Origin of the sequence: Helicobacter pylori (assembly GCF_003637665.1) — a bacterium.
Lineage (GTDB): Bacteria > Campylobacterota > Campylobacteria > Campylobacterales > Helicobacteraceae > Helicobacter > Helicobacter pylori_CK.
This window is the reverse complement of sequence record NZ_MVWR01000003.1, coordinates 17,076-29,763: the sequence shown is the minus strand read 5'-3', so window position 1 is coordinate 29,763 and position 12,688 is coordinate 17,076. Positions and strand designations below refer to the sequence as shown.

At 39.0% G+C, this 12,688-nt stretch carries 10 protein-coding genes and 1 pseudogene; 5 read left to right on the top strand and 6 right to left on the bottom strand.

The genetic code is table 11. From position 1 onward, the window contains the following. Nucleotides 1-3 precede the first annotated feature (3 nt). Nucleotides 4-825, top strand: a complete 822-nt coding sequence (locus EAL49_RS02935; protein ID WP_120828837.1) for a DNA-methyltransferase — start codon at nucleotides 4-6, stop codon at nucleotides 823-825. Nucleotides 826-848: 23 nt separating this feature from the next. On the opposite strand, the gene EAL49_RS02930 is transcribed toward EAL49_RS02935, so the two are convergent. Both EAL49_RS02930 and EAL49_RS02925 read right to left on the bottom strand, forming a co-directional pair. After that, on the bottom strand, nucleotides 849-1,748 hold the full coding sequence (locus tag EAL49_RS02930) for an alpha-1,2-fucosyltransferase (RefSeq protein ID WP_120828835.1): 900 nt from the start codon (nucleotides 1,746-1,748) through the stop codon (nucleotides 849-851). A gap of 95 nt (nucleotides 1,749-1,843) precedes the next feature. Continuing rightward, nucleotides 1,844-2,374, bottom strand: coding sequence for a hypothetical protein (locus EAL49_RS02925; protein WP_001125802.1), 531 nt, complete (start codon nucleotides 2,372-2,374; stop codon nucleotides 1,844-1,846). A 72-nt stretch (nucleotides 2,375-2,446) separates the two neighbouring features. On the opposite strand from EAL49_RS02925, the gene EAL49_RS02920 reads away from it, so the two are divergent. Next, nucleotides 2,447-3,391 carry a D-2-hydroxyacid dehydrogenase gene (locus tag EAL49_RS02920; RefSeq protein ID WP_120828833.1) on the top strand — a complete coding sequence of 315 codons (945 nt, stop codon included), beginning with the start codon at nucleotides 2,447-2,449 and terminating at the stop codon, nucleotides 3,389-3,391. Between the two features lie 155 nt (nucleotides 3,392-3,546). Here EAL49_RS02920 and EAL49_RS02915 read toward each other — a convergent pair whose 3' ends face one another. Together EAL49_RS02915 and thrC are read right to left on the bottom strand one after the other, a co-directional pair. Continuing rightward, nucleotides 3,547-4,260 (bottom strand): hypothetical protein, encoded by a 714-nt coding sequence (locus tag EAL49_RS02915; protein WP_120828831.1) that lies wholly within the window; start codon nucleotides 4,258-4,260, stop codon nucleotides 3,547-3,549. A gap of 107 nt (nucleotides 4,261-4,367) precedes the next feature. Beyond that, nucleotides 4,368-5,822, bottom strand: coding sequence for a threonine synthase (thrC, locus tag EAL49_RS02910; RefSeq protein ID WP_120828829.1), 1,455 nt, complete (start codon nucleotides 5,820-5,822; stop codon nucleotides 4,368-4,370). Between the two features lie 203 nt (nucleotides 5,823-6,025). Here thrC and tlpA point away from each other — a divergent pair, with 203 nt between their 5' ends. From tlpA to EAL49_RS02895, 3 genes are all read left to right on the top strand, one after another. Continuing rightward, nucleotides 6,026-8,053: a methyl-accepting chemotaxis protein TlpA gene (gene tlpA, locus EAL49_RS02905; protein ID WP_120828827.1), complete on the top strand. Its 2,028-nt coding sequence runs from the start codon at nucleotides 6,026-6,028 to the stop codon at nucleotides 8,051-8,053. Continuing rightward, nucleotides 8,053-9,159, top strand: a complete 1,107-nt coding sequence (locus EAL49_RS02900) for an epoxyqueuosine reductase QueH (RefSeq protein ID WP_120828825.1) — start codon at nucleotides 8,053-8,055, stop codon at nucleotides 9,157-9,159. Before tlpA ends, EAL49_RS02900 begins: the two co-directional genes overlap by 1 nt. Before the next feature lie 216 nt (nucleotides 9,160-9,375). Continuing rightward, the gene (locus tag EAL49_RS02895) at nucleotides 9,376-10,137 is read left to right on the top strand and encodes an outer membrane beta-barrel protein (protein WP_100951162.1); all 762 of its coding nucleotides are present in this window, start codon (nucleotides 9,376-9,378) and stop codon (nucleotides 10,135-10,137) included. On the opposite strand, the gene EAL49_RS02890 is transcribed toward EAL49_RS02895, so the two are convergent. After that, nucleotides 10,120-10,902: a glycosyltransferase family 2 protein gene (locus tag EAL49_RS02890; protein ID WP_120828823.1), complete on the bottom strand. Its 783-nt coding sequence runs from the start codon at nucleotides 10,900-10,902 to the stop codon at nucleotides 10,120-10,122. The genes EAL49_RS02895 and EAL49_RS02890 overlap by 18 nt on opposite strands. 30 nt (nucleotides 10,903-10,932) lie before the next feature. After that, a pseudogene (gene tlpB / locus EAL49_RS02885) lies at nucleotides 10,933-12,634 on the bottom strand (methyl-accepting chemotaxis protein TlpB). Nucleotides 12,635-12,688 lie beyond the last annotated feature (54 nt).

Sequence of the window (12,688 nt, the reverse complement as noted above, 5' to 3'; positions counted from 1 at the left end):
AAAATGGGAGTGCTTTATCTTTCTTGTCCCATTTTTAAAAGCACAGACCAGCTTTTCACCCTTTATCAAGGGGATTGCAATGAGGTTTTACCTCAATTTGAAAATGCTTTTGATTTGATCTTTGCTGATCCGCCTTATTTCCTTTCTAATGACGGCTTAAGCATACAGAGCGGTAAGATTGTGAGCGTCAATAAAGGCGATTGGGATAAAGAAGACGGGATTGACGATATTGATGAGTTCAATTACCAGTGGATAAACAACGCCAAAAAGGCTTTAAAAAACACAGGAAGCCTTTTAATCAGCGGGACTTACCACAATATCTTTTCTTTGGGGCGCATTTTACAAAAATTGGATTTTAAGATTTTAAACCTCATCACTTGGCAAAAAACCAACCCTCCTCCCAATTTCAGCTGCCGTTATTTGACGCATTCGGCTGAGCAAATCATTTGGGCGAGGAAAAGCCGCAAGCATAAGCATGTTTTTAACTATGAGGTTTTAAAAAAGATCAATAACGATAAACAAATGCGTGATGTGTGGAGCTTTCCAGCGATCGCTCCTTGGGAAAAAGCAAACGGCAAGCACCCCACTCAAAAACCTCTCGCGCTGTTGGTGCGCTTGCTTTTAATGGCGAGCGATGAAAATTCTCTCATTGGCGATCCTTTTAGCGGGAGCTCCACCACAGGCATTGCGGCTAATCTTTTGAAAAGGGAATTTATCGGCATAGAAAAAGAAAGCGAATTTATCAAAATATCCATGGACAGAAAAATAGAATTAGACGCTCGCTATAAAGAAATCAAATCTAAAATTAAAGATTTAAACCACTAGTAAAGCCCCTTTTTTAAGCCGCTTTAAGCGTTATACTTTTGGGATTTTACCTCAAAATGGGATTCTATTTTCACCCATTCCTTACAAAGGATATTCTCATGCCCAAAAAGCCAGTGTTTGGGGCCAATGATGATTTTTTCTGGATTTTCTATCAAATAAGCCGCCCACCAACTATAAGTGCTATTAGCGATAATGCCATGCTTACAAGATTGCATGAGCAGCATATCCCAATACGCTTCTTCGTCTTTATCCCTAGTGGTCATGTCCATAAAAGGGTAGCCAAGATCAAGATTTTGCGTGAATGTTAAGTCTTCACAAAACACAAAAAGCTCCATGTTTGGCACGCGCTTAGCCATATACTCAAGCGCCTTTTTTTGATAGTCAATACCAAGCTGACAGCCAATCCCCACATAATCCCCTCTTCTTATATGCACAAACACGCTGTTTTTAGCGGCTAAAATCAAAGCAAGTTTGCGGTGGTATTCTTCCTCTTTTTTATTGTTTTCTATTATTTTCGGGGGGGGGGGTAGAGTGAAGGTTTGCTTGATTAAAGGGGATATAGCATCAAAATATCGTGGATCTTGGAAGTAACCATAAAAATAAGTCAAGCGGCTTGGCTTTAATAATTTAGGCTCGTATTCAAAAACGATTTCTTGACTCACCCTATCAAACCCCATGCATTTGAGCGCGTCTCTTACTAGCTTGGGGAGGTGTTGCATTTTAGCTGTAGCGATTTCTTTAGTGCTCGCATAGGGCAAATCAATAGGGAAAAGCTCTAATTGCATTTTCCTATTGCTCCAATCAAAAGAAGTAGTGTCTAATAGCACAGGCGTATTAAGGTGTTTTTGCAAACTTTTAGCGAAAGCGTATTGAAACATTTGATTCCCAAGCCCCCCGCAAATTTGCACCACCTTAAAAGCCATTCAATCCCTTTATATTTTCAAATAAAACGCTCATTTTAGCTCATTTTAAAGCCCTTTTTCAATAAAAACCTAAAAAGTGGGGTAACGCTTTCAAATCATTTGAATTTTTTATTGGAAAAAGACGCGTATGAGGGTTCTAGCAAGCGTTCTTGGTATTCTAAAAGAATCCTGTCTTCGCTATTGAGCGAGTAGGCTTCGTCGTATTTGCGCTTGATGATGCCCTTTAAAATGGTGTGCTGGACTTGGTATTTATCTTCTTTAAGCATTTCATCGACTAAAGCGTAAAGCTGAATGTCTTGAATGAGTAAATCTGAAATTTTAACGCTCTCTTTATCAAACAATTCTTCATTAGCGCAATATTCATTCACTAAAATAAGCACTCGGTTATACACATCCGATGCGATTTTAGCGTTTAGGGTTCTATAAATGTAATCTTTGATTTTTTTGAGTTGCTCTTCTAAATCTTCACTGGCCTTGCTCGCTAAAGCCAGAATGCTTAAGATTTGAATGAGAGTCATCATTTTATGGCTTAAAGAGCGGGTGCGCCATTTAATGAGAAAACGCATGAAATAAGACATTTTGACAGAAAGGCTACAGGGGAGGGTGTTTTTCTTGGGTTTTGGCATGCTTAGTTTCTTTTAAAAAAGGATTTTGTGGTTTAATTATATAACTTTAAAATTAAATCTAGGAGTAAAGAGATGAAAACATTCAAAAAAGGCGTGATCTTAGACGCTAAAAGCGTGGGGTTAAAAGCGCTAGAAGTTTTAAAAGAAGTGGCGGATTTTGATTTTTATGAGGTTACTTCGCCCAGTCAAATCGTTGAACGATCAATTGAAGCTGAAATTATGGTATTGAATAAAGTCGTTATCACCCAAGAGGTTTTAAGCCAATTGCCTAAACTCAAACTCATTTGCATCACCGCTACAGGTACGGATAATGTGGATATAAAAAGTGCGAAAGCTTTAGGCATAGAGGTCAAAAATGTGAACGCTTATTCTACGGAATCTGTAGCCCAGCACACTTTAGCGTGCGCGTTGTCTTTGTTGGGGAGAATCAACTATTATGATCGTTACTGCAAAAGCGGGGAATATAGTCAAAGCGATATTTTTACGCACATTAGCGATATGAAAATGGGGCTTATTAAAGGGGGTCAATGGGGGGTTATTGGTTTAGGCACAATCGGTAAAAGAGTCGCCAAACTCGCTCAAGCTTTCGGGGCAAAGGTGGTGTATTATTCCCCTAAAGATAAAAAAGAAGAGTATGAGCGCTTGAGTTTGGAGGAATTGCTTAAAACAAGCGGTATTATCAGCATTCATGCCCCCTTAAATGAAAGCACGCGCGATTTAATCGCTCTCAAAGAATTGCAAGGCCTAAAAGAAGGGGCGATTTTAATCAATGTGGGGCGTGGGGGCATTGTGAATGAAAGGGATTTGGCTTTAACTTTAGAAACCAAAGATTTGTATTACGCGAGCGATGTGTTTGTGAAAGAGCCTTTTGAAAAAGATCATGCGTTTTTGAACCCAAAGATCCAAAACAAATTGCTTTTAACCCCCCATATCGCATGGGCGTATAGCGACAGCTTGAAAACCTTGATAGAAAAAACCAAAGAAAATATCCAGGATTTTTTAGCTTCTCAAAAATAAACGCAAAAAAAAGGGGGGTTTAATCGTTTGGTTTTTCCTTTTTGTTTGCCATAAAATAAAGTCTAAAAAATGGCGTAAGGTTTAATCGTTTTTAACCGAATTGAGAAAAAACCTTTAGGTGGATTGGCCCAAAGGCTTTTATTAAATGGGGATGATCACATCTTAGAAATATCAATTTTAAAGGTGTGGATTTCATCTTCTAAAAAGACTTTAACCACCACCACGCCCGGGGTTTTAAGGTTTTTGGTATCCACCACCACAAACCCTCCTCTAGCCTTACCTTCAACGTTAAGGGTGTTGTTTTTAAGATAATTGATCGCTAGGATTTTTAAAGCCTGGCGGCTTTCTTGCATGACCTCTTGCTCTTCTACATCATCCATCATCATCATGCCAAAGCCTGGCCCATACATGCCCATTCCCCCATACATCATGCCGTTATAAGCTAAAAAACTCCCTTGCCCGTAATAAAACATAGGCGGGGTGATCATATTGATATTATCAATAGGGGCGGTCGGCACGCTGATATTAAAGCTTTGTAAAATGCCTTCAAAATCAAAACTGGATTTCATCACCTGTCTCAAGCTTAAGACCGGTAAATTCGTTTGGTTGATAGACACCGAAATGGCTTTACGGCTAAACACTACAGGATTTCCCTCTATAACTTGCGCCGCTACATACAGCACTAAGGGGGATTCATTCAAACCTTTCAATTTGCTTTGAGCGATTTCTAGCTGGACTTTAGACTTGGCTTGCGTGGAGGTCATCACTTGAATCCCATTATTATAGGAAGTAACATGTTCAGGCGTGATCTTATAGCTCGCGCAAGCACTAATCAATAAGGCTACCGCTACTAAAACGATTTTTTTCATTAAAATCCCTTTCATTCAAAGTTTAATCTTCGTTTAGAGTTTATTTATTATAGTGTGTTTCAACTTAAAATGTAACTTTTATTAAGGTTAAAAGCGTAAAAAAAGCTCTAATGCGTGTTTTCTAACCACAAAAGAATAGAAGATTTGATCTCATTGAGTTTTAAAACTTCTTGGTGTTTGATCCCTCTTTCAAACAAATCATCAAGGCGCTGGCTATCCGGGGTATTGTAGCTGTTTTTTAGCGCTTCTAGGGCGGCTTTATCGTCTTTTTTTTGCTCGTTTAGGGCTAAAAGGGTGGTTCTAGGGAATTTTTCATAAGAGGCGGTGGCAGAAACAAGGGTTTTTTCATTAGTTTTCAAGCTAGCGTTTAAAGCGGTGGCGGTGTGGGGGTCAATCAGGTATTGGTGCTCTGCATAAACTTCTTGGATTGTTTTCAAACAAGCTTCATCTGAGCAGCTCGCGCAAGAAAAATGCTCTTGCAAAAGGGCTAATTCTTTGGGTTTTAAGGCGTAAAATTTCTCTTCTTCTAAAGCTTGCATCAATTCTAGCGTGCGTTCAAACCCAAAGAGATCAAAAAGTGCTCTTTCCACATTAGAGCTTTTTAAAATATCCATAGCCGGCGAGTAAGTTTGCTTTAAAGAACGATGGGTTAAATCGTAACGCCCTGTCTCTATAAACTCCCTTAAAACATCGTTGCTGTTGGTTACAACCTTGATTTTAGCAATATTCAAGCCCATTTTTTTGGCATAAAACGCCCCTAAAGCGTTCCCAAAATTACCGCTGGGTATGGCTAGGGTGATTTTTTCTTTAGAATTGATCGCGCCTTTTTTATACAATTCTAAAAAACCCCAAATATGATAGACGATTTGAAAAGCGATACGCCCAAAATTCACGGAATTAGCCACGCTTAATTTCAATTGGCGCGCTTTTAAAGCCTCGTTAAAATCAGCGTCTTTTAAAAGGTTTTTGAGCGCATTTTGTGCATCATCAAAATCCCCACTGATCCCAAAGACCTTTAAATTGCTAGCACTTTGGGTAACCATTTGGAGTTTTTGGACTAAACTTGTGCCGTCTTTGGGGTATAAACACACCACAAAAACATTAGGCATGCCCGCCAAACTTTCTAAAGTCGCAGGGCCGGTATCGCCACTCGTGGAAACGAGCATCAAATACTTTTCATTTTTCCCTACCGCTAGATTAGAAAACAAGCTCGCTAAAGGCTGCAACGCCATGTCTTTAAACGCCAAACTAGGCCCATGGTAGAGCTCTTGGACAAAAAGCCTTTCATTGAGCGCAAAAATAGGGGCTAGATTTTTAGGGTTATCAAAATTTTCATAGCGTTTTAACGCGCTTGTTAATAAACCCTTAGGAATCTCTAAACCCAACCGCTCAAACACGCATTCTACCAGCTCGTTATAGCTCAGATTCAAACAATCTTGCCATTCTAATGTTTCAAAATGCTCTAAAGTGTAAAGCCCGCCTTTTGGGGCGTTGGGGTTTAATATTGCTTCAATAAAATCAATCTTTTTTTCTTTCACAGAACGCGTGGGGACAAAAGGCATGATGATTCCTTTTTATATTTGGATAATTTCAAGTCGTAGCATACCCTAAAAGAGCGAATGCAACCTTAAAATGGTTTTTAATGAGAATGATTGATCGCCTTTTTAAATCCCGTTTAATTTTTGATTTATGCTTATAATACTATAATGCGGTTTAAAATTTTGCCGCAAATGGGCAAAAAATTTCATCAGAGTAAGGTTGTGTTTTGTCTAAAGGTTTGAGTATCGGTAATAAAATCATATTGGCCGTGGCGTTGATTGTGATCGTGTGCGTGAGCATTTTAGGGGTGTCCTTAAACAGCAGGGTGAAAGAGATTTTAAAAGAAAGCGCTCTGCATTCTATGCAAGATAGTTTGCATTTTAAGGTTAAGGAAGTGCAAGGGGTGCTTGAAAACACTTATACGAGCATGGGCATTGTCAAAGAAATGCTCCCTAAAGACACTAAAAGAGAAATCAAAATCCACTTGTTAAAAAACTTCATTTTAGCCAATTCGCATGTCGCTGGGGCGAGCGTGTTTTTTAAAAACAGAGAAGATTTAAGATTAACGCTTTTAAGGGATAACGATACGATTAAGCTAATGGAAAACCCGTCATTAGGGAATAACCCTTTAGCGCAAAAAGCGATGAAAAATAAAGAAATTTCTAAAAGCTTGCCTTATTATAGGAAAATGCCTAATGGGGCGGAAGTTTATGGGGTTGATATTCTTTTACCTTTATTGAGTGAAAACGCTCAAGAGGTTGTAGGGGCTTTGAATATTTTCCTTTCCATTGACAGCTTCAGTAATGAAATCACTAAAAACAGGAGCGATTTATTTTTAATTGGCACTAAAGGTAAAGTGCTTTTGAGCGCAAATAAGAGTTTGCAAGACAAATCTATCGCAGAAATTTATAAGAGCGTGCCTAAAGCCACCAACGAAGTGCTAACTATTTTAGAAAACGGCTCTAAAGCGACTTTAGAATATTTGGATCCCTTTAGCCATAAGGAAAATTTTTTAGCCGTTGAAACCTTTAAAATGCTAGGCAAAACAGAAAGTAAAGACAATCTTAATTGGATGATCGCTTTAATCATTGAAAAAGACAAGGTTTATGAGCAAGTGGGATCGGTGCGTTTTGTGGTAATTGTAGCGAGCGCGATCATGGTGTTAGCCTTGATCATAGCGATCACTCTTTTAATGCGAGCGATCGTGAGCAGTCGTTTGGAAGTCGTTTCTAGCACCTTGTCTCATTTCTTTAAATTATTGAACAATCAAGCCCATTCCAGCGATATTAAATTGGTTGAAGCGAAATCCAATGACGAATTAGGCCGCATGCAAACAGCGATCAATAAAAATATCTTGCAAACCCAAAAAACCATGCAAGAAGACAAGCAAGCCGTCCAAGACACCATTAAAGTGGTTTCAGACGTGAAAGCGGGGAATTTTGCGGTGCGCATCACAGCTGATCCCGCAAGCCCTGATTTGAAAGAATTGAGGGACGCGCTAAACGGGATCATGGATTATTTGCAAGAAAGCGTAGGGACTCACATGCCAAGCATTTTCAAAATCTTTGAAAGCTATTCTGGTTTGGATTTTAGAGGCCGAATCCAAAACGCTTCGGGTAGGGTGGAATTGGTTACTAACGCTTTAGGGCAAGAAATCCAAAAAATGCTAGAAACTTCGTCTAATTTTGCCAAAGATTTAGCGAACGATAGCGCGAATTTAAAAGAGTGCGTGCAAAATTTAGAAAAGGCTTCAAACTCCCAACACAAAAGCTTGATGGAAACTTCTAAAACGATAGAAAATATCACCACTTCCATTCAAGGCGTGAGCTCTCAAAGTGAAGCCATGATTGAGCAAGGGCAAGACATTAAAAGCATTGTAGAAATCATTAGAGACATCGCTGATCAAACCAATCTTTTAGCCCTAAACGCCGCTATTGAAGCCGCAAGAGCCGGCGAGCATGGCAGAGGCTTTGCGGTGGTGGCTGATGAGGTGAGGAAGCTCGCTGAAAGGACGCAAAAATCCCTCAGCGAGATTGAAGCCAATATCAATATTTTAGTTCAAAGCATTTCAGACACGAGCGAGAGCATTAAAAACCAGGTTAAAGAAGTGGAAGAAATCAACGCTTCTATTGAAGCCTTAAGATCGGTTACTGAGGGCAATCTAAAAATCGCTAGCGATTCGTTAGAAATCAGTCAAGAAATTGACAAAGTCTCTAACGATATTTTAGAAGATGTGAATAAAAAGCAGTTTTAATGCTCATTCATATTTGCTGCTCGGTGGATAACCTGTATTTTTTAAAAAAGGCTAAAGAGGCTTTTGTGGGTGAAAAAATTGTAGGGTTTTTTTATAACCCCAATATCCACCCTTATAGCGAATACTTGTTGCGTTTAGAAGACGTGAAACGCACTTGCGAGATGCTAGAAATTGAATTGCTTGAGGGCGATTATGAATTAGAAAAATTTTTAGACAAAGCTAAGGGTAAGGAATTGTTAGGGGAAAAAAGCGAGCGCTGTTTTGAGTGCTTTGATTTACGCTTAGAAGCGAGCGCTCTGAAAGCCTTTGAATTAGGGGAAGAAAAATTCACCACCACCTTACTCACAAGCCCTAAAAAAGACCCTAACCAGCTCATCGCTAAGGGACAACACATCGCGCAAAGGCACAATTTGGAATTTGTTGTGTTTAGAAACGATAATTTTGAACATTTTAAGAGCGAATTGGATTTAAACTTGCAAGCTTTAGCAAGAGAAAACGAGCTTTATCGGCAAAATTATTGCGGTTGCCAATTCGCTTTAAAAATCCAAAAAGAATCCCAAAACAGAAGCCCCTTTGAGCTTTACTCGCCTTTAAAACGCCAGATTTTACCCGCAAGTATTGAAGAAAGAACGCAAGTTTTTAGAACATTAGAAGCAACTAAAAAGGACGCTAATAAGCCTTTTTTAGCCCAAAAAACGATCGCCACTTACCGCTTATTGAATGGGGGCGTGTGGCTTTCTAAAAATTCAAACCCCTTGAATTGTTGCATTCTAGCACGCTCTAAAAGTAAGGCTAAAGTGAGAATCAACGATTTAAGGTGGGTTTTTTCTCAGCGTTTAAGCGCTCTAGTGGGTTATAGCCAAAGAGATGAAACCTTGTTTTTAACTTTAGAGGGCCTTAATACCCTTATGGCGAAAAACTATGATAATTTAAAAGAGTTAAACCTTAACCCCTTAAATTATGAAGAAGAGTTGTCTTTAAGGGCGTTAGTGAGCGGGAGCGAGAGCGTTAACCCTATTATCGTACTAGAAGAACGCACAGAAAAAACCCTTTTTGTAGAAATTAAAAGCATTTTTCAAGAAGAAAAGGTGTTTTATTTGCTCTAAGCTGAATTTTAATGGAGCGATAGATTCTTGTAATGAAAAATGATTAAAGTTGGCTTTAGTTATCCATGCTTGATGGGAACAAAATCTAAAACAATATGTCGTTTAAAATATAGCGTTGTGTGTAAGTAGGGGTTGTATTCAGTCAAAACATGCAAGTAATTTAAAGTTAATTTAAGATAATTAGGCATAATAGCCGTAAAAAATTTAAGGCTGTATTTGAAAACTCTATTTAGTGTTTATCTCTTTTTATCGTTGAACCCACTCTTTTTAGAAGCTAAAGAGATCACTTGGTCCCAATTCTTGGAAAACTTTAAAAACAAGAATGACGATGACAAACCCAAACCCCTAACTATTGAAAAAAACAATGAAAAACAGCAAATCCTAGACAAAAACCAGCAAATCTTAAAAAGGGCTTTAGAAAAAAGCCTTAAATTTTTCTTTATTTTTGGATACAACTATTCGCAAGCCACTTTTTCAACTTCTAACCAAACCTTGACTTTTGTAGCTAATAGCATAGGGTTTAACACCGCTACCGGTTTAGAGCATTTTTTAAGAAACCACCCTAGAGTCGGTTTTAGAATCTTTAGCGTCTATAACTATTTCCATTCTGTTTCGCTCTCTCAGCCCCAAATCCTAATGGTGCAAAATTACGGAGGCGCGTTAGATTTTTCTTGGATTTTTGTGGATAAAAAAACCTATCGCTTTAGGAGTTATTTAGGAATCGCTTTAGAGCAAGGGGTGTTATTAGTGGATGCGATTAAAACCGGTGCGATCACGACCATCATTCCCAGAACCAAAAAAACCTTTTTTCAAGCCCCCTTTCGCTTTGGTTTTATCGTGGATTTTATCGGCTATTTGTCCTTGCAATTAGGGATTGAAATGCCCTTAGTGAGGAATGTTTCCTACATTTACAACAACCATCAAGAAAGATTCAAACCACGATTTAACGCTAATCTTTCTTTAATCGTTTCGTTTTAGTCCCCCTTTAGATCCTCTTTTAAATAAGCCCATGATTTTCCTAGGGTATTTTAAAAGCATGGAAAAAACATTCGCTTGAATGCCGTTTTCTTGGCATGCTCTTATGTTTTCTTTATTCCTTAATAAAAGGCTTTTAAACCCGTTCGCGCTAACCCCACCGGTGCGCATCACCACTAACACTTCTTTCAAATAAGAAAAGCTTATTTTTTGCACCACAAACAAGCGGATGATCATCTCAAAATCCGCTGAAATCTTATAATCGGTTTTGTATAAGCCGTAGCGTTCATAAATGGCTTTTTTGACAAAAAGCGTGGGGTGCGCTGGCACCACGCCATAAAGCAAGGTTTTAGGGCTAAACTCCCCGCTTTCATAATAGCGCACCACTTTTTCCAAACAATCAGGTTTGACAAACACCAGATCCGCATACACGCTATCGCAATTTTTCTTTTCAAACTCATGCACCACTTTTTCTACCACAAACTCGTCTTTGTAAAAATCATCGCTATTCAATAAAGCGATAATATCCCCACTAGAACGCTTTATGCCTTTATTCATAGCGTCATAAATGCCCTTATCTTTTTCACTCACCACGCAAGCGATTTTATCTCTGTATTTTTGAATGATTCCTAAAGTGCCATCCGTGCTAGATCCGTCTATAATGATGTATTCAATGTTTTTATAAGTTTGATGAAGCACGGAAAGAATGGTGTCTTCAATGGTTTTTTCACCATTAAAACACGCCGTGATCACAGAAACTTTTAACAATCCAACCCTTTTTTAATAAACTCCCCCTGATTAAGTTTTAAACAAATTCACTTGTTTGTCTAAATTTATGGTCGTTTCGCTCACATGCGTAGCGATGTTTAAAATATCTGAAGAATCGGCTAAAGTCTTAGAAGCCACTTTTTCCACTTCTACAAAATCGCTTACCATAGCTTCAATTTGGTGTCCGGATTTGGCGTAATCGTCCATGCTTTGATTGCTGTCTAAAACGACTGAGCTTAAATTAGAACTCATTTTTTCGTAAGTTTCTTGCACGCTTTTGCTCATATCGCTCAAGCGCTCCATTTTTTGCGAGTTGAGATTCATTTGCGAACTTACGGCATTGATTTCTTGGACAATCACCATGATAGTGGAATTGATTTCGGCTAAAGACTTTTGAGTGCGCCCGGCTAAATTCCTAACTTCATCAGCCACCACCGCAAAGCCTCTGCCATGCTCACCGGCCCTTGCGGCTTCAATAGCCGCATTTAGGGCTAAAAGATTGGTTTGATCGGCAATATCATTGATAATATCCAAAATGGATTTGACATCATCAGCGTTACGGCTTAGCTGCTCCACTTTGCTAGAGAGTTCTTCTTCAGGGTGCGCGCTCTCTGTGATTTGAGAAAATAAATCCCCAATCGCATCCTTACTCTCTTTAACAAGCCCTTGCGTTTCAATCAAACGCTTCCTTAACCCTTGAGACTGCTCTATAGAAGCATTCATCATGCTCGCTATATCAGTGGCTTTATTTTTTACGGAATTTAGGGTGGATGATGAATTTTTCATGCTCTTTTGGGTTTCTTGCGTGATTTGGACTAATTTACCCATTGAAGTTTTATTGAGGGTGGAAATCCCTTTAATCTCTTCCATAATCAAGCGGGCGTTTTCCACAAACAAATTGACCCCACGGCCCACTTGCGAGATTTCATCGTTGCGATCACCCACATCAATTTTGATCCTCAAATCCTTATCCCCACGGCTAAAAGCGTTGATTTTAAGGACCAGTTCATCAATGCGTTTCACGATCCTTAATTTAGCGTATATGAGCGTCAAAACCACTAACGCTATCGTCGCTGTCAGTATCCAAAGGAATAATTTCGTGGTGTTTTCATTAAAAACTTTATTGACGCCTTCTTTGATCGCTTTATTTTCTGTGTTAATGTCAGTGTAATAAGAAGTCGTTGCGATCACCATTTGAGACACCTCATCATAATGCGAGTAGGCGAATTTTTTTTCCGGCACGCCTCCATCGTATTTAGGCATTTTATAATAAATAAGTGTAGCCTCCCCCTTTTTTAGCCGCTTCCAAATACCCCCTAACATAATACACCCCATCAACGCTCTGAGCGTCAAGCCCTGATTGGCCCACGGTTTTAGGATTGACTGGATCAAATAATACCACCCCGTTTTTATCCACCACCACCATATAAATCATGCCCTTATCGTCGTTGATGCGCTTGAAATAATCCAACGCCATTTTTCTTGCAGTAGCATTGTCAAAACTTTTGTAATACTCATGAATGCCCTGTTCAAGAAGCTTAGTCATGTAAGCGAGCGTTTTTTCACGCTTTTTGTATTGCCCGGTTTCTAAATGCTCCATGAGTTGCGCTAACACATCTTTTTGCATAACCTTTACAAAACCAATAAAAAGCCCCCCTAAACCTAAAAGAGCGGCTAGCACGACAAACATAATACGAGTCCCTAGCGAAGCAAATACTGAAGCAAACATCATTTATCTCCTATCAATCATTTTTAAGTCAAACCCCAATTTGAGAGTTCAGCTTCT